The organism is Pseudomonas simiae (genome assembly GCF_000934565.1).
GTDB classification, from domain to species: domain Bacteria; phylum Pseudomonadota; class Gammaproteobacteria; order Pseudomonadales; family Pseudomonadaceae; genus Aquipseudomonas; species Aquipseudomonas simiae.
Map to the genome: position 1 here is coordinate 3787235 of NZ_CP010896.1, position 23737 is coordinate 3810971.

The window sequence follows — 23737 nt, forward strand, 5'->3', positions numbered from 1 at the left end:
ATTCTAGTGGGTCAAACTCAAGAAGTCACCCTACTGGAAATACGCCCGAAAACAGCCGGCAATTTATCGGTACGAAGGCACTGCTGCACCTCGCCCCGGTGACAAATACAACCCATCACGCCAGGGCTCTGCGCCGCCCCTTCTATATATAGAAGAAGTCGTCATGCATCTCCCTGACGGCCAACCCCGCAAACAGGGCTGGCAGGCAGCGCAGCATCATCGAGATACATAAATACGACGAAACGCCCTGCCGTCGCGCCTCATTACCTGCAGCCGCTGGATATTTCGAACCGCTGAAACCAAAAAAGGCGCCAGACTGTTAAATCTGGCGCCTTTCGAATATGGGGTGGACGAAGGGGATCGAACCCTCGACAACGGGAGTCACAATCCCGTGCTCTACCAACTGAGCTACGCCCACCATATTGCGTTAACAAAGAAACCAAACCACTTCTTTGTTGAGCCCTACCCTGCGTTTCGACAGGGCCAGGCTTTATTTGGTGCGGATGAAGAGACTCGAACTCTTACGCCTCGCGGCGCTGGAACCTAAATCCAGTGTGTCTACCAATTCCACCACATCCGCGCTTGAAGCTCTTAAAGCAAAGGCGCCAGACGATTAATCTGGCGCCTTTTAAAATATGGGGTGGACGAAGGGGATCGAACCCTCGACAACGGGAGTCACAATCCCGTGCTCTACCAACTGAGCTACGCCCACCATATAGCGCTACTTGTGCCAAAGCTGCCTAATGGCGCACCCGGCAGGACTCGAACCTGCGACCATCCGCTTAGAAGGCGGATGCTCTATCCAGCTGAGCTACGGGCGCCTTATTAATCTGTACTCTTGGAGGATTACAAACTAAGTGCTTCCAGCCTTACAGAACAACACGTTATTCTGCTCGACCTTCTTAACCAGTGCTAGGCTGTGCCCGACAAGTGCGACGAATAGTATAGACGCCCTCGAAACCCGTCAAATCTTTTTTGAAAAAAATTCATTTTATTTAAGGGGTTAGGGCAATTTGCAGACCAAGCGCCTTTGCCCTAACGTCCTGGCATGCGAGAATGCGCGCACTTTTCTTCCCCCTCTCGATGGTTAATCACGCGTAATGACTGCACAACTTATCGACGGCAAATCAATCGCCGCCAGCCTGCGCCAGCAGATCGCCAAACGAGTCACCGAGCGCAGCCAGCAAGGCCTGCGCACGCCGGGCCTCGCGGTGATCCTGGTCGGCAGCGATCCTGCCTCTCAGGTTTATGTCTCGCACAAGCGTAAAGACTGTGAAGAGGTCGGCTTTATTTCCAAGGCCTACGACTTGCCTTCCGAGACCACCCAGCAGGCCCTTACCGACCTGATCGACGGCCTCAACGACGACCCGAAGATCGATGGCATCCTGCTGCAACTGCCATTGCCCGAGCATTTGGACGCCTCCAAATTACTGGAGCGCATTCGGCCCGACAAAGACGTCGACGGTTTCCACCCTTATAACGTCGGCCGCCTGGCCCAGCGCATTCCGCTGCTGCGCCCGTGCACACCAAAAGGCATCATGACCCTGCTGGAAAGCACCGGTGTCGACCTGTATGGCCTCGATGCAGTAGTGGTCGGCGCCTCCAACATCGTCGGCCGCCCGATGGCAATGGAGCTGTTGCTGGCCGGCTGCACCGTGACCGTCACCCACCGCTTTACCAAAGACCTGGCAGGCCACGTCGGCCGCGCCGACCTGGTCGTGGTTGCCGCCGGCAAGCCCGGACTGGTCAAAGGTGAATGGATCAAGGAAGGTGCGATCGTCATCGACGTGGGCATCAACCGCCAGGATGACGGCAAGCTGGTGGGCGACGTGGTGTACGACACCGCCCTGCCCCGCGCTGGCTGGATCACCCCGGTACCCGGTGGTGTCGGCCCGATGACGCGCGCTTGCCTGCTGGAAAACACTCTGTACGCCGCAGAGACCCTGCACGCTTAATAACCAGCCGTACTGAAAAAGCCCTGCTTTATCGCAGGGCTTTTTATTGCCCGCAATAAATCCTGTTTTTTCTTAGTTTTTAAGAACTTTCATCGGGTTCTAGAAGAACATTCGACAGTTTCTGATCCATACTCCTAAAATGTAACGGCATTTATCAAAAAACCGTTCCCGAACGGTATTTCCTTACTTTTTAGCGAGTTCATCCGCGTGAAAATTCGTCTTTCTCTCGTCAGCCTATTATTTGCTTTCACAGGCACCTTTGCGCACGCCGCCGAAACCACCCAGGCCCCGCGTGACACGTCCAAACTGCAAATCGCTTCCGGCAGCGCCATGCTGGTGGACCTGCAAACCAACAAGGTCATCTATTCCAGCAACCCGGACGTGGTCGTCCCCATCGCCTCGGTGAGCAAGTTGATGACTGGTCTGGTGGTATTGGAAGCCAAGCAGAACATGGATGAATACATCGACATCAACATCAAGGACACGCCGGAAATGAAAGGTGTGTTTTCCCGCGTGAAGATCGGCAGCGAGATGCCGCGCAAAGAGATGCTGCTGATCGCGCTGATGTCCTCGGAAAACCGTGCCGCCGCCAGCCTGGCGCACCACTATCCGGGTGGTTACCCGGCATTTATCGCGGCGATGAATGCCAAAGCCAAGGCGTTGGGCATGACCAGCACCCATTACGTCGAGCCCACTGGCCTGTCGATCCACAACGTGTCCACTGCCCGTGACCTGAGCAAACTGCTCGCCGCCGCGCGTCACTACCCGTTGCTGAGCCAGTTGAGCACCACCAAGGAAAAGACCGTGTCGTTCCGCAAGCCCAACTACACCCTGGGCTTCTCCAACACAGACCACCTGATCAACCGCGCCAACTGGGACATCAAGTTGACCAAGACCGGCTTCACCAACCAAGCCGGCCACTGCCTGGTGCTGGTGACCAACATGGGCAACCGCCCGGTGTCGCTGGTAATCCTGGATGCCTTCGGCAAATTCACCCACTTTGCCGATGCCAGCCGTATCCGCAATTGGGTCGAGACCGGCAAGAGCGGTTCGGTGCCGGATGTGGCGCTGCGCTACAAGGCTGACAAGAACCTGAAGAATCGTCCCAACGCCGCCGAAGTACGCCGCTAACCGCAGCCACCTTAATGCAGGAGCTGGCTTGTGTGGGAACTGGCTTGCCTGCGCTAGCATCACCGCGGTGTAACTGAACCACCCCAGTGCCTGCATCGCGGGCAAGCCCGGCTCCCACAGGTTCCGGTGCACACATTGGCACCTCGGGGCTGGCTGTTACTTTTTCTCCGCCAACACCTTCAGCGCCTGCGCCGCCGCCCGCTCCTGACCGGCTTGAGCCGTCGCATTCGCCGAGTCCCGCCACCGTTGTGCATCCACATTGGCTGGCAACTGGCTCGGGCGCTGGGTGAGGATTGCCCAACTGCCGGCGCTTTTCCATTTGGACTCAAAGTCGCTGAAGCTCATCAACAGACGCCGATCCATTCCCGATCGCAGCAACACTGTGCTTTTTTGCTGGTTGAACCCCACCACGACCACATAGTGCGCATCCGACCACAACCCACCGCCAACCCGCGCCATCACCGGATATCCCGCCGCCACCTGGGCCAGCACTGCCGTCAGCTTGGCATCCAGCGGATACACCATCAGGCCGTAATCACGCGCCAACACCTGCATGTTGCGCTCCAGGTCCGCTTCGCCGCCCGGCAAATGCAGCGGTTTATCCAATAGCCCCGGTGTCATGACAATGCCTTGTTGCGACAGCATGCTGGCTAAAGACGTTGGACCGCCCTGATATGCCTCGCTGCGAAAAGTCGGCACGCCGGTGAGCTCGACACGCTCCGGCAGGCCCGCCAGTCTCGACGGGGTGGAGGAACACGCCGCAAGGCCCAGGGCACACGCGAGGAACAAGGATGTTTTAAGGTTCGACCGTAACCGCAATTTTCGACTCTCTTGATCAACTGCCGGTAAGGGGCCTGATCATAGCCCAATCACGTTTAAGTAGGCGCGGGCTTGCTCGCGAAAAACCTGAGGGTGCCGGGTCAATCCAGATAGCCCGCCTTACCGTTGACGTGTTTCACGCGCAAGCTCGTGCCTACAAAGGTCGTGGATATAGCAAAGAAGTTGGACAGACACGACCATTGGTCAATAGCAGGCAACCGTCAGGTAGCTAGACTGTCCATTGAGAAGACTGTGTGTGCCCCGAGGGGGCGAAAGGAGGCCCGAATGAGCCTTGCAACAACGATTGTCCTGTTGATCTGCGGTTGGCTGGCGGTGGCCGGCGCCATGTTGTGGGGGGTGCTGCGCATCACCCGTCGGCACCATCACCCCCAGGTCAGACCCGCTGCACCCGCCAAACCCCATAAGGTGGCAGCGCATCACGCCTAGCCAGGCATGCAATTGAAGTCCTGAGTCGCCGCCACTTCCTTGCCGTGACCATCCATCAAGGATGCGCGCACGGTGGTGCCCAGGCTCGACTCCACCAGGGTGTAGTGCTCACCCGCCTTGAAGTGCTTGTACTCGACCCGCCCTTGGCAGTCCTGCTGGTTGTCGTCGCCTGGCTCTTCCTCGAACAGCGTTACATCCAGGCGATGGTCTCCCGGCGTCACTTCGAAGAAACGTCCGTCATCCACGCGATGACCGTCCACGCGCTCAGCCATCAGGTCGTTGGGGGCTTCTTCTTTCAAACCGATCCACGCTTCGCTCGGGTCCGCCTTGGGGATCGGGCCGGCGCACGCCGACAACAACAGCACAGCACCGAGGGCGGGGATCAACAAAAGAGGTTTGAGTGACATGGCAGGGCTCCAAAGAAGGACTATGTGTCCGGTGGGCTACAAGCTTGAGGAGCCACCCTGTGTAGAACAAATGAATACATATGAAACGATCTTCAGCCCCTTCCTAAATGTTCCTTCACCTGACTGAAAGGTGCGTGTTAGGTGGGTCGCGTGAGACTGCCGGGGTTTGCAATCCTGCTCCTTTCGGAGGTTTCACGCATGCTCGGGCTGGTAAAGACCGCACTGCAAAAGCCGTACACGTTTATCGTGTTGGCCATATTCATCTGCATCATCGGGCCGATGGCGGCCCTGCGTACCCCCACTGACGTTTTCCCGGACATCGGCATCCCCGTGGTTGCCGTGGTCTGGCAGTACAACGGCCTGTCGCCGGACGCCATGGCCGGTCGGGTGATCTATACCTACGAACGCTCCCTGAGCACCACCGTCAACGACATCGAACACATCGAGTCGCAATCCCTGCCCGGCATGGGCATCGTCAAGATCTTCTTCCAACCCGGCGTGGATATCCGCACCGCCAACGCCCAGGTGACGGCGGTGTCACAAACCGTGCTCAAGCAGATGCCGCCAGGCATCACGCCGCCGCTGATCCTCAACTACAGCGCCTCCACGGTGCCAATCCTGCAAATGGCGTTCTCCAGCCCCAGCCTCTCGGAAGCAAAGATCCGCGACTTGGTGCAGAACAACATTCGCCTGCCCCTGAGCGCCCTGCCCGGTCTGGCCATGCCCACACCGATGGGTGGCAAGCAACGCCAGATCACCTTGGACCTCGACCCACAGGCGTTGGCTGCCAAAGGCTTGTCAGCCCAGGACGTGGGCAACGCCCTGGCGTTGCAGAACCAGATCATCCCGGTGGGCACCGCCAAACTCGGCCCCAACGAATACACGATCCTGCTCAACAACAGCCCCAAGGCCATTGATGAGCTCAATGACCTGCCGATCAAGACCGTCGACGGCGCGCTGATCACCATCGGCCAAGTCGCCCACGTGCGGGATGGTTCGCCGCCACAGACCAATATCGTGCGCGTCGACGGTCACCGTGCGGTACTGATGCCGGCACTGAAAAACGGCAGCATCTCCACCCTGTCGATTATCGACGGCATCCGCCAGATGCTGCCGCGTATCAACGAAACCCTGCCGCCGTCGCTGAAGACCTCGTTGCTGGGTGACGCCTCGGTGTTCGTCAAGCAATCCGTGGGCAGCGTGGCCCAGGAGGGTATCATCGCGGCGTTGCTGACCAGTGCGATGATCCTGCTGTTCCTCGGCAGCTGGCGCTCCACGATCATTATCGCCGCATCGATTCCCCTGGCAGTGCTGTCGGCCATCGCGCTGCTGGCGGTCAGCGGGCAAACCCTCAACGTGATGACCCTCGGCGGACTGGCGTTGGCAGTGGGGATCCTGGTGGACGATGCCACGGTGACCATCGAGAACATCAACTGGCACCTGGAGCAAGGCAAGGCGGTGAAGACCGCGATCCTCGACGGCGCCGCGCAGATAGTCGGACCGGCGTTCGTCTCGCTGCTGTGTATCTGCATCGTGTTCGTGCCGATGTTCCTGTTGCAAGGCATCGCCGGCTACCTGTTCCGGCCGATGGCCCTGGCGGTGATCTTTGCCATGGCCAGCTCGTTCATTCTCTCGCGCACACTGGTGCCGACCCTGGCGATGTTCCTGCTCAAGCCCCATGTACCGGAGCAAGGCGCGGGCCATCACCCGGAAGATGAATTCATCAACCACCACGAGGGCGAGCAGCACACCCAACAACGCAATGCCGTGCTGCAAGGGGTGCTGAACTTCCAGCAGGGCTTCGAGCGGCACTTCTCGAATATCCGCGACACGTACCATGGCCTATTGACGTTGGCGCTGGGCAATCGCAAGCGCTTTATCGTCGGTTTCCTCGCCTGCGTGCTCGCGTCGTTCCTGCTGCTGCCCAGTCTGGGCCAAGACTTTTTCCCGGCCACCGACGCCGGCGCCCTGGCCCTTCACGTGAGGTTGCCGCTGGGCACGCGCATTGAAGAAAGCGCAGCCGCGTTCGACCGTATCGAAGCGCGGATTCGAGAGGTGATTCCTGCCGAGGAACTCGACACTATCGTCGACAATATCGGCATCCCGCTCAGCGGCATCGACATGGCCTACAGCAGCAGCGGCACCATCGGCCCGCAGGACGGCGATATCCAGGTCACGCTGAAAAAAGACCACGCGCCCACCGCCGACTACGTGAAGAAGCTGCGTGAAGCCCTGCCGCAAAGTTTCCCCGGCAGCCACTTCGCGTTTCTACCGGCAGACATCAGCAGCCAGATCCTCAACTTCGGCGCCCCGGCCCCGCTGGACGTGAAAATATCCGGGCGCAGCGATGAAGAAAACCGGGCCTATGCGGTGGAACTGGAGCGACGACTGCAACATGTACCGGGCATTGCCGACCTGCGAATCCAGCAGTCCACCGGCTATCCGTCCCTGCAGGTAAACGTCGACCGCCTGCGCGCCAATGGCCTGGGCATCACCGAGCGTGACGTGACCAACAGCATGGTCGCCTCCCTGGCCGGCAGCTCCCAAGTGGCCCCGACCTTTTGGCTCAATCCGGCCAACGGCGTGTCGTATTCAATCGTCGCCGCGACGCCGCAATACCGTCTCGACAGCTTGCCGTCACTGGAAGCCTTGCCGGTGACCGGCGCGGGTGGTCAGTCGCAGATCCTCGGCGGTGTGGCAAGTATTTCCAGGGTGGAAAGCCCCGCGGTAGTGACCCACTACAACATCGAACCGACCCTGGACCTGTACGCCAACGTGCAAGGCCGCGACCTCGGCGGCGTGGCCCGCGATGTGCAAAAGGTACTGGATGACACCGCGGCCATGCGCCCCAAAGGCGCAGTGATCAGCCTGCATGGGCAGATCGATGCGCTGCATGAAGCCTTCAGTGGCTTGAGCTTCGGCCTGCTCGGTGCTGTGGTGCTGATCTACCTGCTGATCGTGGTCAACTTCCAGTCCTGGGCCGATCCGTTCGTGATCATCACGGCGTTACCGGCCGCACTGGCGGGAATCGTGTGGATGCTGTTCCTCAGCGGCACCTCGCTGTCGGTGCCGGCACTGACCGGCGCCATCCTGTGCATGGGGGTGGCCACCGCCAACTCGATCCTGGTGGTGAGTTTCTGCCGTGAACGCCTGGCCGAACACGGCGATGCACTCAAAGCCGCGATGGAGGCCGGTTATACGCGTTTCCGCCCGGTGTGCATGACCGCCCTGGCAATGATCATCGGCATGCTGCCCCTGGCCATTTCCGAGGAACAAAACGCCCCCCTTGGCCGGGCTGTGATCGGTGGGTTGATCTTCGCCACCATCGCCACCCTGCTGTTTGTACCCGTGGTCTTCAGTCTGATCCACGGGCGCCACCCAACTCGCGCTGTTGCAGGAGAAACCCCACATGTCGTCTGATCACAAACCCTCGCGCAAGCGTCTGATGCTCATGGGTGTCGGCGGCCTGACCCTGGCCGCCCTGTTGGTCGCCAATGGCCTGCATGCCCGCACGCTGCACGAACAATCGGTCACCGCCTGGACAGAGACTGCAGCGATCCCGCAAGTGCGGGTGTTCCAACCGCAACAGAACGCCGCCGGCGACACCCTGCGCTTGCCGGCGCACCTGGAAGCCTGGAGCAAGGCGCCCATCCATGCCCGCGTCAGCGGCTACCTGAAGGACTGGAAAGCCGACATAGGTACGCAGGTGAAAGCCGGGCAAATCCTGGCCGAAATCGACAGCCCGGACCTGGACCAGCAAATGGCGCAAACCCACGCCCGGCTGATTCAGGAACAGGCCAACGCACGCCTGGCGCAAACCACCGCCACGCGCTGGCAAAACCTGATCGCCAGCCACTCGGTATCACGCCAGGAAGCCGATGAGAAAACCTCCAACGCTGCAGCCGCCAAGGCCAATGCCGAAGCCGCCGCTGCCGACTATGCGCGGCTGTCCGCACTGGAAAGCTACAAAACCATCCGCGCACCATTCGCCGGCACCATCACCGCACGCAACACCGATATCGGCCAGTTGATCAAGGCCGATACCGACAGTGACCCGGAATTGTTCAACATTGCCGACACCCATCAATTGCGTCTGTACGTACCGGTGCCGCAGAACTACGCGGCGGTCATCCATCCCGGCCTTGAAGCTGAACTGACGGTGCCCGAGCATCCCGGCGAGCACTTCAAGGCGCGCCTGATCGGCGACTCCACCGCCATCGACCGCCGCTCCGGCACCCTGCTTGCGCAGTTCGTTGCGGACAACCCCAACGGTGAATTGCTGCCCGGTGACTACGCCGAAGCGACGCTGCCGATTCCGGCGGACACCCATGGCGTGAGCATTCCGGCCAGCGCCCTCATTTTTCGCGCCCAAGGTACTCAGGTCGCTGTGCTTGACGCGCACAATCATGTGCATCTGCAAACCATCCACATCGGCCTGGATCTCGGTGAACGCCTGGTGATCGACCAGGGCCTGAAACCGGTCGATCGTGTAGTCGACAACCCGCCCGACGCCCTGCGTGAAGGTGACCCGGTGCAACTGGCCGATGCCTCGGGAGGTGCGCATGCGCCCAAGGCTTAAACCTCTCACTGCCTTGATGCTGCTGGCATTGCAGGGTTGCTCCATGGCCCCAACCTACCAGGTGCCTGCGGTTGACTTGCCCGCCGGCTACCGCGAACAGACCAGCGACGGCCCGTGGCACAGCGCGCAACCGTCCGACCAACTGGCGCCCGAGTGGTGGACGCTCTACAACGATTCGCGCCTGAACGACCTGCAACAGCAACTGCTCAAGGCCAACCCGGATTTGGCCGCGGCACTGGCGCATTTCGATGCGTCCCAGGCGTATGCCAGCCAACTGCATGCCGGGCTGTTCCCGCAGATCACTGCCAGCGCGCAACCGTTGCGCCAGCGGCAATCGGATTCGCGACCGCTGAGGGGCGATACGCAACCCTCGGTGTACAACAGCAATACCGCGGGCTTTTCACTGAGCTACGACCTGGACCTGTGGGGCAAAATCCGCAACCAGGTCGCGGCGGGCGATGCCCAGGCGCAGGCATCCGGCGATGACTTGGCGGTGGCACGCCTGAGCCTTCAGCATCAGTTGGCGACGTTGTATGTGCAGCTCAATGGGCTGGATGCGCAGGCGCGTATTCTCGACCGTTCGCTGGATGATTTCCGCCAGGCGCTACAGCTGACCCGTAGCCGCTATGAAGGCCAGATTGCCTCGGAGCTGGACCTTACACGCGCGCAGAATCAACTGGCCGAAGCCAAGGCGCAATGGGATGAAATACGCGGGCAGCGCAACCTGACCGAGCATGCGATTGGTGAGCTGGTGGGTGTGGCCGCCAGTGATTTTTCATTGTCGCCGAGCCCGCAATTGATCTCCTTGCCGGGGATACCCTCGCAATTGCCAAGCCACCTGCTGCAACGCCGCCCGGACATTGCAGCGGCAGAGCGACGGGTGTTTGCGGCCAACGCCAACATCGGCGTGGCCAAGGCGGCGTGGTACCCGGATTTCAGTCTGACGGGGTTGATTGGCGGGCAGACGCAAGGGGTCGGCAACCTGCTGTCCGCCGGCAATCGCTATTGGGCATTGGGGCCATTGGTCAACTTGCCGATCTTCGATGGCGGTCGCCTAAGTGCCAACGAACGCCAAGCCAAGGCCGAGTTTGAAGAGGCATCGGCGCACTACCGCAGCCAGGTGCTGAAAGCCGTGCGCGAAGTGGAGGACAACCTGGCTCAGCTGCGCGACTTGCAGCAAGAGGCACAGGATGAGCAGGCAGCGGCGGATGCGGCACAGCACACTCAATCGCTGGCGATGAACAGCTACCAGGCCGGGGCCGTGAGCTACCTGGACGTGGTGACCGCGCAGACGGCAGCGCTGCAGGCGCAACGGACCTTGCAGGCGGTGCAGACACGGCAACTGCAAGCCAGTGTAGGGTTGGTGACTGCGCTCGGCGGGGGTTGGCACGCATCGAATTAAATGTGGGAGCTGGCTCGCCTGCGATGCCGGTGAGCCAGTCGCCGAATCAACGGGTTGATGCCCCCTTTCGCAGGCAAGCCAGCTCGCACTTTCCTGATTGTGGGGAATCAAGGAGTCAACGTTGACTCGCTCACTTGCGGCCGGCTATCAAGATAAACACTGACCGCGGTGTAATCGCTGCCATTGGCATGTCGATACAGCGTACGGCTGTGGTAGTCCGAAACATCCCCCGCCACCGAGACAGTGATCGTTTGGCCTTGCACCTCAATCTTTGCCGATGCGTCACGCGTAATCAAAAATGGACTGGCACCTTCCAAAGCAGACAATACTTCTGTGTCAGTCCCAAAGGTGCGATAGACGTAGTATCGGTAGGTGAACGGAACAGTTGCCCCTCCACGATCATCCTTCACACCCTAGACGGACGCGTCATTGCTCAGAGGCGTGCGGAGTACAACCTCTGTCAATTGCGGGCGACTTGGCGAAAGAAGCCAGCCGCCGCCGATATACACCAAGCATAGCGCCAGCAGGATCGTGGTAACGATTGAGTAAAGCGACTTTTTAGTAGTTCCTGAATCTGGCATACGAAGGTTTGGGACATGTCTTTCGGGCCCGCCCTCGACAACGAAACCCTGCTGGTCAATGCCTCTCAGGATCTTGAATCCATCAATGCCATTGCCGCGAACCCGGTTTTTGAAGTCGATGGTCCGCAACGCAGTGTGGTGCGGGGGATTTGTCGGAGGGTGGAGGGCGTGCAGCTGTTGGTGGATCGAGTCGCAGATGGCACCAACGAGGCAATCTCCCAGTAACAGCATCGTCTGTCAGGGCGGCAAGCCCGGCTCCCACATTTTTAAGCTGTGAAGCCTTTCAAATGTGCGAGCTGGCTTGCCTGCGATTGCAGTGGACCAATCAGTAAACACCTAACTGAACCGCCGGGTTTCAGGCAGCGAGTTTGCCGTTGGCGATGGCTGCCGAGGCGGCGACCATGGCGCGCAGCAGCACCGCACACCCTGCCGCCAGGTCATCAGGTGCGGCATTCTCGATTTCGTTATGGCTGATGCCACCCTCACACGGCACAAAGATCATCCCTGCCGGACCGAGTTCGGCAACGAAGATCGCGTCGTGCCCTGCCCCGCTGACAATGTCCATGTTCGACAGGCCCAGGCCATTCGCCGCATTGCGCACAGCGTCCACGCAGCCTTTGTCGAAATACAGCGGCGGGAAGTCTGCGGTGGGTTCCATCTCGAAACTGAGTCCATGTTTGGCGCAGGTGTCTTCAATGACCTTGCGCACCTGCGCAATCATCGAATCCAGACGTGCCGGTTCCAGGTGCCGGAAGTCCAAGGTCATGCGCACTTCGCCTGGAATGACGTTGCGTGATCCCGGATAAGCCTGCAGGCAACCCACCGTCCCGCACGCATGAGGCTGGTGCCCCAGTGCCGCTGCGTTCACCGCCGCTACCACTGCCGCCGCGCCCACCAAGGCATCCTTGCGCAGGTGCATCGGCGTTGGTCCCGCATGCGCTTCAACTCCACGCAGTTTCAGGTCAAACCACTTCTGCCCGAGTGCGCCGAGCACCACGCCGATGGTTTTCTGCTCGTCCTCAAGAATCGGGCCCTGTTCGATGTGCGCCTCGAAATACGCACCCACTTTATGACCGCTTACCGCGCGCGAGCCCGCATAGCCAATCGCATTCAGCGCGTCGCCGACACTGACGCCATCCACATCCACCTTGGCCAAGGTGTCCGCCAAGGTGAATTTCTCGGCAAACACCCCCGAGCCCATCATGCACGGCGGAAAGCGCGAGCCTTCCTCATTGGTCCACACCACCACTTCCAGCGGCGCCTCGGTTTCTACCTTCAAATCATTGAGGGTGCGCAGCACTTCCACGCCGGCGAGTACGCCAAAGCAACCGTCAAACTTGCCACCGGTGGGCTGGGTGTCGATGTGGCTGCCGGTCATCACCGGTGGAAGGTTGGGATTGCGGCCGGGGCGCCGCGCGAAGATATTGCCGATGCCGTCGATGGTGACCGTGCAACCGGCTTCTTCGCACCACTTTACAAACAGGTCGCGGGCTTTGCGGTCGAGGTCGGTAAGCGCCAGGCGGCACACGCCGCCCTTGGGGGTGGCGCCAAGTTTGGCCAGGTCCATCAGCGACTGCCACAAGCGGTCGCGGTTGATGTGCTGATGGGTCGATTGCAGAACGTCGAGGGCAGCGTTCATGGGGATCTCCTCAGGCTACATTTCTTATGAATTGACTCACTCAACTGTGAGAGCTGGCGTGTGTGGGAGCTGGCTTGCCTGCGATACAGGCGGCTCGGTATTTCTGCCGAACTGAGGTGATGCAATCGCAGGCAAGCCAGCTCCCACATTGGCCGTGTTTACAGAGGTGACTTGGCGGCAACGGGGCTGATGCCACGCCTGGCATTCAGGCCGTAATACAACAACCCGCCCAAGGCCGAACCGGTAAACCAGCCATAGCTGTAGAACCAGCTGAACGCATCACTGCCCAGCGACAGCAAGGTCAGCACCACCGGCACGCCAAAGGCGATAAAGCCGCTCCAGTTCCACGCCGGGTACACGTCGTCGCGGTACAGACCGGCCAGGTCCAGTTGCTGTTTGCGGGTGATGAAGTAGTCCACCACCATGATCCCGGCGATCGGGCCCAGCAGGCTTGAGTAGCCCAGCAACCAGTTGGAATACACGGTTTCCAGGCTCACATCCGAGACGATCAAGCCGAGTTTTTTCAGCAGTTCATGGCCCATCAGCACCAACCCCACCAAACCGGTGAGGATCACCGCCGTGGTGCGGTTGATCAGCTTCGGCGCAATGTTCTGAAAGTCATTGGTGGGCGAGACGATGTTCGCCGCGGTGTTGGTGGACAAGGTCGCGACGATGATCAGCGCCATGGCCACGGCCACCCACACCGGGCTCTGGATATGCCCGATCAGGGTCACCGGATCGGACACGCTCACCCCGACCAGCTTGACCGAGGCAGCAGTCATGATCACGCCGAGGGCGGCGAACAGGAACATGGTCAGCGGCAAACCGAAGATCTGCCCGAGGATCTGGTCCTTCTGGCTTTTGGCGTAGCGGCTGAAGTCAGGAATATTCAAGGACAAGGTAGCCCAGAACCCCACCATCGCCGTCAGGCCAGCCATGAAGTAGCCCGTGAGGCTCGCACCTTCTGGACGCTTGGCCGGGATGGCCATCAGCTCGCTGAGGGACACATTGGGCATCGCCCATACCAGCAGGCCGATGCCCACCGCCACCAGCAGCGGCGCGGACAGGGTTTCCAAGCGCTTGATCGACTCGGCGCCACGTAACACCACCCACAGATTCAGGCACCAGAACATCATGAAACCGATCACTTCACCGGTGCCGCCTAGGGACTTCCACCCCTCGAAAATCGAGCCCAGGAACAGGTGAATCGCCAGCCCGCCAAACATCGTCTGGATACCAAACCAGCCACAGGCCACAAGCGCCCGGATCAGGCACGGCACGTTGGAACCCAGGATGCCGAACGACGAGCGCAACAAGACCGGGAACGGTATGCCGTACTGGGTGCCGGGGAAGGCGTTGAGGGTCAACGGAATCAGCACCACGATGTTGGCCAGCAGGATCGCCATCAGCGCTTCCCCCACCGACAGACCGAAGTACGCGGTGAGTACCCCGCCCAAGGTATAAGTGGGCACGCAGATCGACATGCCGACCCACAGCGCGGTGATGTGCCACTTGTTCCAGGTGCGTTCATGCACCTTGGTCGGTGCCATGTCGTGGTTATAGCGGGGGCTGTCGAGGACGTCGGGGCCGGCGTCGAGTTCGTACAGGCCGTTGCGTTCAATGACTTGCGATCTGTTCTGTTGCATGGCCGCTCCACGGTTTTTTCGAATTATTGTTGCTCGCCTGCAAGGTGTGTGCAGGTGGCCGGAGTACCTCGTAAACAACATGACATCACGGGCCCGGCCAGCCGCCACTGCACTCAATATCCGTGCCGACAACCGTTACCGCACCCACACCGCTTATATAACTTGCTGATGTTTATCAGCTTTCCGAGTGAGCCTTCGGAACTTGCCGCTTTACTCAGGCTAACTAAAGCGAAAGTTGGCCGAACCATCAGGACTCAATCTGGTGCAACACAATTATTTTTATTTTCCCGCCCCGTCAAGAGGCAAGTCTCAAGCGTCTGATTTGCAATAAGAAATGTTGCTCAATTTAAGAACCTGTCAAGTGCGTCAAAATGGTGAGTGCACGCTACATTTTGGTGAATTTCATTTTTTATCCTTAATAATCAACTAGTTATCATTGATATAAGCTTATGAAAAATCTTCTTGCTCAATCGAAAAACTCGGGCTAGTTTCTATTCCTGTCACCGATGACAGGAATTAATCGATCATCGGTAAGCAGCATTACAACATTTAGAACTGGCACAAGCCGGTCAAGCCTGTGAGGAACTCGACATGTCGCTGTTGATCCGTGGCGCCACCCTTGTTACCCATGATGAAAGTTATCGCGCCGATGTGTTATGCGCGGGCGGTCTAATTCGGGCTATTGGTACGAATCTGGATATTCCCGCCGGTACTGAAATACTCGATGGCAGCGGCCAATACCTGATGCCCGGCGGCATCGACCCTCATACCCATATGCAACTGCCCTTCATGGGCACTGTGGCCAGTGAAGACTTTTTCAGTGGCACGGCGGCAGGTCTGGCGGGCGGCACCACATCGATCATCGACTTTGTGATTCCCAACCCACAGCAATCCCTGTTGGAAGCGTTTCACCAGTGGCGCGGCTGGGCGGAAAAATCCGCTTCAGACTACGGCTTCCACGTAGCGATCACTTGGTGGAGCGAACAGGTACGTGAAGAAATGGCCGAGTTGGTGAGTCAGCACGGCATCAACAGCTTCAAGCACTTCATGGCCTACAAGAACGCAATCATGGCGGCGGACGACACCTTGGTCGCCAGCTTCGAACGCTGCCTGGAACTGGGCGCGGTGCCCACCGTGCATGCGGAAAACGGCGAGCTGGTGTACCACCTGCAACGCAAGCTGATGGCCCAGGGCATCACCGGGCCCGAGGCGCATCCGCTGTCGCGCCCTTCGCAAGTCGAGGGCGAAGCGGCCAGCCGCGCAATCCGCATCGCCGAGACCATCGGCACGCCGCTCTATCTGGTGCATGTGTCCACCAAAGAGGCGTTGGATGAAATCACCTACGCCCGCAGCAAAGGCCAACCGGTCTATGGCGAAGTCCTCGCCGGCCACCTGCTGCTGGACGACAGCGTCTACCAGCACCCGGACTGGCAGACCGCCGCCGGTTACGTGATGAGCCCGCCGTTCCGCCCACGCGGGCATCAGGAAGCGCTGTGGCACGGCCTGCAATCCGGCAACCTGCACACCACTGCCACCGACCACTGCTGCTTTTGCGCCGAGCAAAAAGCCGCCGGCCGTGACGACTTCAGCAAAATCCCCAACGGCACCGCCGGCATCGAAGACCGTATGGCCTTGTTGTGGGATGAAGGGGTCAACACCGGGCGCCTGTCGATGCAGGAGTTTGTCGCGCTGACCTCCACCAACACTGCGAAGATCTTCAATCTCTACCCGCGCAAAGGTGCGATCCGTGTGGGCGCGGATGCCGACCTGGTGCTGTGGGACCCCGAGGGGACGCGGACCATTTCCGCCAAGACCCACCATCAGAAAGTCGACTTCAACATCTTCGAAGGCAAGACCGTGCGCGGCGTGCCGAGCCATACCATCAGCCAGGGCAAGCTGGTCTGGGCCGATGGCGACCTGCGCGCCGAGCGCGGGGCCGGGCGGTATGTAGAGCGGCCGACGTACCCGCCGGTGTTCGAGCAGTTGAGCAAGCGCGCAGAGCGTTCCAGGCCCACTGCTGTGAAGCGCTGAAAACGGCCTTAGGCCTGTCGCGGGCAAGCCCGGCTCCCACATTTTAACCCTGTGAACCCGATGCATGTGGGAGCTGGCTTGCCTGCGAAGAGGCCAGCACAGGCAACAAAAAAACCAATGCCCATCAGAGGCAGCACCTCAATCACCGTGAGGCCAAAACCGTGATCCAGACCCTGACCCACCTCCCCCATCCCCACGAAGACGGGGCCACCCTCGCCAGCCATTTCACCGACCTGGCACCGCCTCTCAACGCCCGCCAGGCACAACTGGAAGCCTCGCGCTGCCTGTATTGCTACGACGCGCCGTGCGTGAATGCGTGCCCCAGCGAAATCGACATCCCGTCGTTTATCCGCAACATCCACACCGAAAACGTACAAGGCGCGGCGCAAAAAATCCTCTCGGCCAACATTCTCGGCGGCAGTTGCGCCAGGGTCTGCCCCACCGAGATCCTCTGCCAGCAAGCCTGCGTGCGTAACAACGCTGAAGAATGCGCGCCGGTGCTGATCGGTCTGTTGCAACGTTATGCCGTCGACAATGCACACTTCACCGAGCACCCCTTCCACCGCGCAGCCTCGACCGGCAAGCGTATCGCCGTGGTGGGTGCAGGCCCTGCGGGACTGGCCTGCGCCCACCGCAGCTCCTTGCACGGCCATGACGTGGTGATTTTCGAGGCCCGGGAAAAAGCCGGCGGCCTGAATGAATACGGGATCGCCAAGTACAAACTGGTGGATGACTTCGCGCAGAAGGAGCTGGATTTTCTGCTGCAAATCGGCGGCATCGAGATTCGTCACGGCCAGCGCCTCGGCGATAACCTGACCCTCAGCGAACTGCATCAGCAATTCGATTCGGTGTTCCTCGGCCTCGGCCTGGCCGCGAGCAAACAGCTCGGCCTGCCCCACGAAGACGCCCCCGGCCTGCTCGCCGCCACCGACTACATCCGCGAACTGCGCCAGGCCGACGACCTGACCCAACTGCCCCTGGCCAATCGCTGCATCGTGCTCGGCGCCGGCAACACCGCCATCGACATGGCCGTGCAGATGGCCCGTCTCGGTGCCCACGATGTGAACCTCGTCTACCGCCGTGGCCTGGCGGACATGGGCGCCACCCACCATGAACAGGACATCGCCAAGGCCAACCAGGTACGCCTGCTGACCTGGGCCCAGCCAGAGGAGGTGCTGCTGGACGATCAGGGCCATGTGCGCGGCATGCGCTTCCTGCGCACGCGCATGGAAAACGGCCGTCTGCTCCCGACCGGCGAAACCTTCGACCTGGCTGCCGATGCGATCTTCAAGGCCATCGGCCAGGGTTTCGACAACGAGGCACTGCACGATCCGCTGGCCCAGCAGTTGCACCGTGTCGGTGAAAGGATTTTCGTCGACGAACAGCTGCGCACCAGCATTCCCGGTGTGTACGCGGGTGGCGATTGCGTCAGCCTCGGCCAGGACCTCACCGTGCAGGCCGTGCAACACGGCAAGCTGGCCGCCGAGGCCATGCACGCCCAACTCATGTTGAATGCGGAGGCTGCGTAATGGCCGATCTCTCGATTGTATTTGCCGGTATCAAAGCCCCCAACCCGTTCTGGCTGGCCTCCGCGCCGCCCACCGACAAGGCTTACAACGTGGTGCGCGCCTTCGAGGCCGGCTGGGGTGGCGTGGTCTGGAAAACCCTTGGCGAAGACCCTGCTGCGGTCAACGTGTCGTCACGCTACTCGGCGCACTACGGTCCCAACCGTGAAGTGATGGGCATCAACAATATCGAGCTGATCACGGACCGCTCCCTGGAGATCAACCTGCGGGAAATCACCCAGGTGAAAAAGGATTGGCCCGACCGCGCGCTGATCGTGTCGCTGATGGTGCCGTGCGTCGAGGAGTCCTGGAAAACAATCCTGCCGCTGGTGGAAGCCACCGGCTGCGACGGTATCGAACTGAACTTCGGCTGCCCCCACGGCATGCCCGAACGCGGCATGGGCGCGGCGGTAGGCCAGGTGCCGGAGTATGTGGAACAGGTGACGCGCTGGTGCAAAACCTATTGCTCGCTGCCGGTGATCGTCAAGCTCACGCCGAACATCACCGACATTCGCGTGGCGGCGCGGGCCGCGTATCGCGGCGGCGCGGATGCGGTGTCGCTGATCAACACCATCAACTCCATCACCAGCGTCGACCTGGAACGCATGGTCGCGCTGCCGGTGGTGGGCACCCAAAGTACCCACGGCGGTTATTGCGGTTCGGCGGTCAAGCCGATCGCGCTGAACATGGTCGCCGAAATCGCCCGCGACCCGCAGACCCAGGGCCTGCCGATCTGCGGCATTGGTGGCATCGGCAACTGGCGTGACGCGGCGGAGTTTGTAGCCCTGGGCTGCGGCGCGGTGCAGGTGTGCACGGCGGCGATGCTGCATGGGTTTCGGATTGTGGAGGAGATGAAGGACGGACTATCGCGATGGATGGACAGCCAAGGCTACAACAGCCTGCAGGACTTTTCCGGGCGTGCGGTGGGCAACACGACGGACTGGAAGTACCTGGATATCAACTATCAAGTCATTGCGAAGATCGATCAGGAAGCCTGCATTGGCTGCGGACGTTGCCACATTGCCTGTGAGGACACGTCGCACCAGGCCATCGCCAGTTTGAAACAGGCGGATGGCACGCATAAATACGAGGTGATCGATGATGAGTGCGTGGGCTGCAACCTGTGTCAGATCACCTGCCCGGTGGCGGACTGTATCGAGATGGTGCCGATGGACACAGGCAAGCCGTTCTTGAATTGGACGCAGGATCCGAGGAATCCCTACCGCGAAGCTGTGTAGCCCTTCAGGCCGCCTTCGCGAGCAAGCCCGCTCCCACATTCGACCGCATTCCTCCAGATAGAATGCAGTCGAATGTGGGAGCGGGCTTGCTCGCGAAGAGGCCATCAGCCTCGCCCCGTCAAGGCTCCAGCCCAATCCCCCGCAAGATCACACTCGTCACCGTCTGTATTGCCTTCTCAAACTGCATATCCGACAACGGCTGGTGCTCATTCAGGATCTTCACCTGATGATCAAAGTCGGCATAGTGCTGGGTCGAGGCCCAGATCATGTACAGCAGGCTCGACGGTTCCACCGGCAGGATGCGTTTGTCTTCCACCCACTGGCGAATTTTCGCTTCCTTCATCTTGGCCCAGTCGTACAGGCTTTCATCCAATGCCTCACCAAGCGTCGGCGCGCCGTGGATGATTTCATTGGCCCAGACTTTCGAGCCATAGGGCCGGGTGCGCGAGCGTTGCATCTTGGCGCGGATGTAACTGCTGAGCACCACCCGCGGGTCATCGAAGGTCTCAAAACTCAAGGCGTCCTGCTTCCACACCTCCAGCAGATCGAACAGCACCGCGCTGTACAGCTCGCTTTTGGTGGTGAAGTAGTAATGCAGGTTGGAGCGCGGCAGTTGCACTTCTTCGGCGATATCCGCCATGGCGGTACTGCCATAGCCTTTTTCGGCGAAGATTTTCTCCGCCGCCAGCAGGATTTTCTCGACGTTGACCCGACGAATTCCGATCTTGTGATTGCCCATAAGGGCTCCCTGACAACAACTTGGCTTAAAGACTACCATCGGCTCTAGATCGCGGCGACAGCCCATAATGAAACTTCTGACGCGAACCTTTCCCCTGGAAATCGGATTGGTTAGGATCGCGGTCCCCATGAAGGATCATCGCAATGACTATTCGACCCCGCGTGCCCACCGACGACCCCGTGCTGGGAGCACTGTGGGAGCGCTCGGTACGCGCCACCCATGATTTCCTCCCCGAGGATGACATCCAACGTCTGCTGCCCCTGGTGCGCGACACCTACCTGCCAATGCCCGCGCTGGATGTGTGGGTGTATGAAGACCCACACGGCATCGCCGGTTTCATCGGCACCGGTGGGCACAACGTGGAAATGCTGTTCATCGAGCCCGACCGCCGTGGCCAGGGCATCGGCCGCCAGTTGCTGGACCACGCCCGCGCCCGTCACGACACGCTAACGGTGGACGTGAACGAACAAAACCCCCAAGCCGTGGGCTTCTATCTGCATTATGGTTTTATCCAGGTCGCGCGCTCGCCGCTGGATGGCGAAGGCAAGCCCTTTCCGTTGCTGCACATGGCTTTACCGACTCCTGACCCCGAAGGTATTGAACAATGTTGATCAAGAAAAGCCTCACCACCGTCGCCCTGCTCGCCTCCCTGCTGGGTGCATCTGCCGCATTCGCCCACGCGCACCTCAAAAGCGCCGAACCGGCGGCCGACAGCAGCGTCGCCGCGCCTAAAGACCTGCGCCTGACCTTCAGCGAAGGCGTCGAGGCCACCTTTACCAAGGTGTCCCTGAGCAAGGACGGCACCGAAGTTGCGATCAAGGGCCTGGAAACCTTAGGAGCCGACAAGAAAGTCCTGGTAGTCACCCCGGCCGCACCACTGGCCGCCGGTAACTACACAGTGGTGTGGAACGCGGTTTCGGTCGACACCCACAAGAGCAACGGTGAGTACAGCTTCAAGGTCGGCCAATAACCCATGGCGACGCTGCTGGTGCTGTGCCGCTTCCTGCATTTCATCGTCGTGCTGCTGATGTTCGGGTCCTGCGCTTTCAGGCCCTGGCTGCTGGGCGCTGAAACGCAACCGGTACTGGACCGGCAACTTGACCGTATCACCCGTGGGCTGGCCTGGCTGGGGGTGTTTTCCGGCGTGGCCTGGTTGCTGTTGATTACCGCCAGCATGGCGGGTAGCTGGAACGCGGCGCTGCAACCGGCCACCGTGCAGTTGGTACTGGGCAAGACCTTCTTTGGCCAGGTGTGGGTATGGCACCTGCTATTGAACCTGTTGCTGCTGATCGTGCTGATCAAACCCTGGCGGGCACTGCGCTTGGCGGTCATCGCGTTGTTGCTGGGGACCTTGGCGCCGGTCGGCCATGGCGCCATGCTCGATGGGCTCAGCGGGCAATTACTGATCCTCAATCAGGTGGTGCACCTGGCGTGTGTGGGTGCCTGGCTAGGCGGATTGCTCCTGCTGGTGTTGATCCTCAGGCACTCGCCCCCCTTGGCGCTGGAGCCGATCCTGCGGCGGTTCAGCGGTGTGGGTTATGGCCTGGTCGCCGGTTTGCTGGTCACCGGTTTGATCAACGTGCGTGTGCTTACCGGGCAACTGTGGCCCACGCCTTTGTTCCAGGGGTTCGCGTTGATCCTGTTGATCAAGGTGCTGCTGGTGCTGGGGATGTTGGCGCTGGCCTTGCTGAACCGGCTCCGTATCGAACGTTGTGAAGCGCGATTGGGCACTTTGAAGGCCAGCGTGATGCTGGAATGGTTACTGGGTGTTTCAGCGGTAGCCGCCGTCTCGCTGTTGGGTACCCTCCCGCCAATGGTTATGGCCGGCTAAAAACAGAGGTTGAAATGCAATCCCTGTAGGAGCTGGCTTGCCTGCGATGGAGACAACACGGTCTGGCAGGAACACCGCGGCAATGCCATCGCAGGCAAGTCAGCTCCCACAGTGGCGGTGCCCGCTTTTGATCAACCCGCCCCGAGTCATCGTATAACTTCTGCTTGACAGCCCTCGAAAACCTCGCAAATATCCCGCTCAATGTTGTACGACGACGTATGACAAATAATAAAAACAACAAAAAAGGGAGTTCCACTGTGAGTCAATTCGCCCGCAATTCGTCCTCATGTATCGGCCTCCTCGGTCTCGGCAGCCTGGCATTTACCCTCCCCCTCAGCGTTCAGGCCGACGGTTTTATCGAAGACGCGAAGGCCACGCTCAACCTGCGCAACGCCTACTTCAACCGTAACTTCACCAACCCGACCAACCCCCAGGGCAAGGCCGAAGAATGGACGCAGAACTTCATTCTCGACGCCAAGTCCGGCTACACCACAGGGACGGTGGGCTTCGGCATTGATGTGCTGGGCCTGTATTCGCAAAAGCTCGATGGCGGTAAAGGCACCGGCGGTACGCAGTTGCTGCCGATCCACAGCGATGGCCGCCCGGCCGATAACTTCGGGCGCCTTGGCGTGGCGCTGAAAACCAAATTATCGAAGACTGAATTGAAGGTCGGCGAATGGATGCCAGTGCTGCCGATCCTGCGCTCCGACGACGGCCGCTCCCTGCCCCAGACCTTCCGCGGAGGCCAGGTCACCTCCAATGAAATCGCCGGCCTGACGCTTTACGGCGGGCAGTTTCGCGGTAACAGCCCGCGCAACGATGCGAGCATGGAAGACATGTTCATGAACGGCAAAGCCGCGTTCACCTCCGACCGCTTCAACTTCGGTGGCGGCGAATACAGCTTCAACGACAAACGCACCCAGGTCGGTGTGTGGTACGCCGAACTCAGCGACATCTACCAGCAGCAGTATTTCAACTTGACCCACAGCCAACCTGTCGGCGACTGGACCCTGGGCGCCAACCTCGGTTTTTTCACCGGTAAGGAAGACGGCAGCGCCCTGGCCGGCGACCTCGACAACAAAACCGCTTTCGCCCTGCTCTCAGCCAAATACAACGGCAACACTTTCTATGTGGGCCTGCAGAAACTCACCGGTGACAGCGTGTGGATGCGGGTCAACGGCACCAGCGGCGGGACCCTGGCCAACGACAGCTACAACGCCAGCTACGATAACGCCAAGGAAAAATCCTGGCAGGTGCGCCATGACTTCAACTTCGTGGTACTGGGCATTCCGGGGTTGACCCTGATGAACCGCTATATCAGCGGCAGTAACGTACACACCGGGGCAATCACCGATGGCAAGGAATGGGGTCGGGAGTCGGAACTGGCCTACACAGTGCAAAGCGGCGCACTGAAGGATCTGAATGTGCGCTGGCGCAATTCGACCATGCGTCGGGATTTCAGCAATAACGAGTTCGATGAAAATCGCCTCTTTATCAGCTACCCGATCTCACTGCTGTAGGGTTTCGGATCGAGCGGAAACTTCCCGTCAACGCATACCCCTGTGGCAGCGGGCTTGTTCGAGAATGCGCTACATCCGCCGCGGATGAGTCGACTGACACACTGTATTTGCGAGCAAGCCCGCTCCCACATTTCCGGCCATCACCTGACCGCAAGGACGTTGACAACCAAGGGAATCCCTAACGATACTTCGGCATAGTCATACGAC

The 23737-nt window shown here is 60.1% G+C and carries 19 protein-coding genes and 4 tRNA genes; 14 read left to right on the forward strand and 9 right to left on the reverse strand.

The features are described from left to right. Positions 1-342 precede the first annotated feature (342 nt). From PF1751_RS16935 to PF1751_RS16950, 4 genes are all read right to left on the reverse strand, one after another. Positions 343-418, reverse strand: a tRNA-His gene (locus PF1751_RS16935). Between the two features lie 77 nt (positions 419-495). Next, a tRNA-Leu gene (locus tag PF1751_RS16940) sits at positions 496-580 on the reverse strand. Between the two features lie 56 nt (positions 581-636). Then, positions 637-712 (reverse strand) — tRNA-His (locus tag PF1751_RS16945). A 32-nt stretch (positions 713-744) separates the two neighbouring features. Then, positions 745-821: transfer RNA gene (locus tag PF1751_RS16950), tRNA-Arg, on the reverse strand. 279 nt (positions 822-1100) lie between these two features. Between PF1751_RS16950 and folD the strand changes: the two genes are divergently transcribed. Both folD and pbpG read left to right on the forward strand, forming a co-directional pair. Then, entirely contained in the window at positions 1101-1955 is an 855-nt protein-coding gene (gene folD, locus PF1751_RS16955) for a bifunctional methylenetetrahydrofolate dehydrogenase/methenyltetrahydrofolate cyclohydrolase FolD (protein WP_010209410.1), read from the forward strand. A gap of 207 nt (positions 1956-2162) precedes the next feature. Continuing rightward, positions 2163-3086 (forward strand): D-alanyl-D-alanine endopeptidase, encoded by a 924-nt coding sequence (gene pbpG / locus PF1751_RS16960; protein ID WP_010209408.1) that lies wholly within the window; start codon positions 2163-2165, stop codon positions 3084-3086. Positions 3087-3242: 156 nt separating this feature from the next. On the opposite strand, the gene PF1751_RS16965 is transcribed toward pbpG, so the two are convergent. Beyond that, complete coding sequence (locus PF1751_RS16965) at positions 3243-3905, reverse strand: C39 family peptidase (RefSeq protein ID WP_044287396.1); 663 nt, start codon at positions 3903-3905, stop codon at positions 3243-3245. 285 nt (positions 3906-4190) lie between these two features. Here PF1751_RS16965 and PF1751_RS29290 point away from each other — a divergent pair, with 285 nt between their 5' ends. After that, the gene (locus tag PF1751_RS29290) at positions 4191-4352 is read left to right on the forward strand and encodes a hypothetical protein (RefSeq protein ID WP_010209406.1); all 162 of its coding nucleotides are present in this window, start codon (positions 4191-4193) and stop codon (positions 4350-4352) included. On the opposite strand, the gene PF1751_RS16970 is transcribed toward PF1751_RS29290, so the two are convergent. Beyond that, complete coding sequence (locus PF1751_RS16970; RefSeq protein ID WP_010209405.1) at positions 4349-4759, reverse strand: PA0061/PA0062 family lipoprotein; 411 nt, start codon at positions 4757-4759, stop codon at positions 4349-4351. The two genes, PF1751_RS29290 and PF1751_RS16970, sit on opposite strands and share 4 nt — an antisense overlap. A 198-nt stretch (positions 4760-4957) precedes the next feature. Between PF1751_RS16970 and PF1751_RS16975 the strand changes: the two genes are divergently transcribed. From PF1751_RS16975 to PF1751_RS16990, 4 genes are all read left to right on the forward strand, one after another. After that, entirely contained in the window at positions 4958-8179 is a 3222-nt protein-coding gene (locus PF1751_RS16975) for an efflux RND transporter permease subunit (protein WP_010209403.1), read from the forward strand. Continuing rightward, positions 8169-9338: an efflux RND transporter periplasmic adaptor subunit gene (locus PF1751_RS16980; RefSeq protein ID WP_044287397.1), complete on the forward strand. Its 1170-nt coding sequence runs from the start codon at positions 8169-8171 to the stop codon at positions 9336-9338. The genes PF1751_RS16975 and PF1751_RS16980 overlap by 11 nt, the downstream gene beginning before the upstream one ends. After that, positions 9322-10740 carry an efflux transporter outer membrane subunit gene (locus PF1751_RS16985; protein ID WP_044287398.1) on the forward strand — a complete coding sequence of 473 codons (1419 nt, stop codon included), beginning with the start codon at positions 9322-9324 and terminating at the stop codon, positions 10738-10740. Before PF1751_RS16980 ends, PF1751_RS16985 begins: the two co-directional genes overlap by 17 nt. 596 nt (positions 10741-11336) lie before the next feature. Next, positions 11337-11546 (forward strand): DUF6124 family protein, encoded by a 210-nt coding sequence (locus tag PF1751_RS16990; RefSeq protein WP_021492831.1) that lies wholly within the window; start codon positions 11337-11339, stop codon positions 11544-11546. 130 nt (positions 11547-11676) lie between these two features. Here the strand turns inward: PF1751_RS16990 and PF1751_RS16995 are convergent, their stop codons facing one another. Then, complete coding sequence (locus PF1751_RS16995) at positions 11677-12960, reverse strand: Zn-dependent hydrolase (protein ID WP_021492832.1); 1284 nt, start codon at positions 12958-12960, stop codon at positions 11677-11679. 158 nt (positions 12961-13118) lie between these two features. Next, the gene (locus tag PF1751_RS17000) at positions 13119-14606 is read right to left on the reverse strand and encodes an NCS1 family nucleobase:cation symporter-1 (protein ID WP_010209396.1); all 1488 of its coding nucleotides are present in this window, start codon (positions 14604-14606) and stop codon (positions 13119-13121) included. A gap of 591 nt (positions 14607-15197) precedes the next feature. Between PF1751_RS17000 and hydA the strand changes: the two genes are divergently transcribed. From hydA to preA, 3 genes are all read left to right on the forward strand, one after another. Beyond that, on the forward strand, positions 15198-16637 hold the full coding sequence (gene hydA, locus PF1751_RS17005) for a dihydropyrimidinase (protein ID WP_010209394.1): 1440 nt from the start codon (positions 15198-15200) through the stop codon (positions 16635-16637). 161 nt (positions 16638-16798) lie between these two features. Next, positions 16799-18166: an NAD(P)-dependent oxidoreductase gene (locus tag PF1751_RS17010; RefSeq protein ID WP_044287399.1), complete on the forward strand. Its 1368-nt coding sequence runs from the start codon at positions 16799-16801 to the stop codon at positions 18164-18166. Beyond that, entirely contained in the window at positions 18166-19440 is a 1275-nt protein-coding gene (preA, locus tag PF1751_RS17015) for an NAD-dependent dihydropyrimidine dehydrogenase subunit PreA (protein WP_010209390.1), read from the forward strand. Before PF1751_RS17010 ends, preA begins: the two co-directional genes overlap by 1 nt. A gap of 118 nt (positions 19441-19558) precedes the next feature. On the opposite strand, the gene PF1751_RS17020 is transcribed toward preA, so the two are convergent. Next, on the reverse strand, positions 19559-20179 hold the full coding sequence (locus tag PF1751_RS17020; RefSeq protein ID WP_010209389.1) for a TetR/AcrR family transcriptional regulator: 621 nt from the start codon (positions 20177-20179) through the stop codon (positions 19559-19561). A 143-nt stretch (positions 20180-20322) separates the two neighbouring features. On the opposite strand from PF1751_RS17020, the gene PF1751_RS17025 reads away from it, so the two are divergent. The 4 genes from PF1751_RS17025 to PF1751_RS17040 all read left to right on the forward strand — a co-directional run bounded on the left by PF1751_RS17025 (position 20323) and on the right by PF1751_RS17040 (position 23530). Beyond that, positions 20323-20790, forward strand: coding sequence for a GNAT family N-acetyltransferase (locus tag PF1751_RS17025; protein WP_010209387.1), 468 nt, complete (start codon positions 20323-20325; stop codon positions 20788-20790). Continuing rightward, a complete protein-coding gene (gene copC, locus PF1751_RS17030) occupies positions 20784-21149 on the forward strand; it encodes a copper homeostasis periplasmic binding protein CopC (RefSeq protein WP_010209386.1) in 366 nt (121 codons plus the stop codon). The genes PF1751_RS17025 and copC overlap by 7 nt, the downstream gene beginning before the upstream one ends. Positions 21150-21152: 3 nt before the next feature. Further along, positions 21153-22010 (forward strand): copper homeostasis membrane protein CopD, encoded by an 858-nt coding sequence (gene copD / locus PF1751_RS17035; RefSeq protein ID WP_044287400.1) that lies wholly within the window; start codon positions 21153-21155, stop codon positions 22008-22010. A gap of 257 nt (positions 22011-22267) precedes the next feature. Continuing rightward, positions 22268-23530 (forward strand): OprD family porin, encoded by a 1263-nt coding sequence (locus tag PF1751_RS17040; protein WP_010209383.1) that lies wholly within the window; start codon positions 22268-22270, stop codon positions 23528-23530. The last annotated feature ends 207 nt before the right edge of the window (positions 23531-23737 follow it).

Bases quoted from the DNA above. Each gene is read 5' to 3' on its own strand.
- folD (WP_010209410.1), top strand. From the start codon at position 1,101: ATGACTGCACAACTTATCGACGGCAAATCAATCGCCGCCAGCCTGCGC.
- PF1751_RS29290 (WP_010209406.1), top strand. From the start codon at position 4,191: ATGAGCCTTGCAACAACGATTGTCCTGTTGATCTGCGGTTGGCTGGCG.
- PF1751_RS16970 (WP_010209405.1), bottom strand. From the start codon at position 4,759: ATGTCACTCAAACCTCTTTTGTTGATCCCCGCCCTCGGTGCTGTGCTG.
- PF1751_RS16975 (WP_010209403.1), top strand. From the start codon at position 4,958: ATGCTCGGGCTGGTAAAGACCGCACTGCAAAAGCCGTACACGTTTATC.
- PF1751_RS16980 (WP_044287397.1), top strand. From the start codon at position 8,169: ATGTCGTCTGATCACAAACCCTCGCGCAAGCGTCTGATGCTCATGGGT.
- PF1751_RS16985 (WP_044287398.1), top strand. From the start codon at position 9,322: ATGCGCCCAAGGCTTAAACCTCTCACTGCCTTGATGCTGCTGGCATTG.
- PF1751_RS16990 (WP_021492831.1), top strand. From the start codon at position 11,337: ATGTCTTTCGGGCCCGCCCTCGACAACGAAACCCTGCTGGTCAATGCC.
- PF1751_RS16995 (WP_021492832.1), bottom strand. From the start codon at position 12,960: ATGAACGCTGCCCTCGACGTTCTGCAATCGACCCATCAGCACATCAAC.
- PF1751_RS17000 (WP_010209396.1), bottom strand. From the start codon at position 14,606: ATGCAACAGAACAGATCGCAAGTCATTGAACGCAACGGCCTGTACGAA.
- hydA (WP_010209394.1), top strand. From the start codon at position 15,198: ATGTCGCTGTTGATCCGTGGCGCCACCCTTGTTACCCATGATGAAAGT.
- preA (WP_010209390.1), top strand. From the start codon at position 18,166: ATGGCCGATCTCTCGATTGTATTTGCCGGTATCAAAGCCCCCAACCCG.
- PF1751_RS17020 (WP_010209389.1), bottom strand. From the start codon at position 20,179: ATGGGCAATCACAAGATCGGAATTCGTCGGGTCAACGTCGAGAAAATC.
- PF1751_RS17025 (WP_010209387.1), top strand. From the start codon at position 20,323: ATGACTATTCGACCCCGCGTGCCCACCGACGACCCCGTGCTGGGAGCA.
- copC (WP_010209386.1), top strand. From the start codon at position 20,784: ATGTTGATCAAGAAAAGCCTCACCACCGTCGCCCTGCTCGCCTCCCTG.
- copD (WP_044287400.1), top strand. From the start codon at position 21,153: ATGGCGACGCTGCTGGTGCTGTGCCGCTTCCTGCATTTCATCGTCGTG.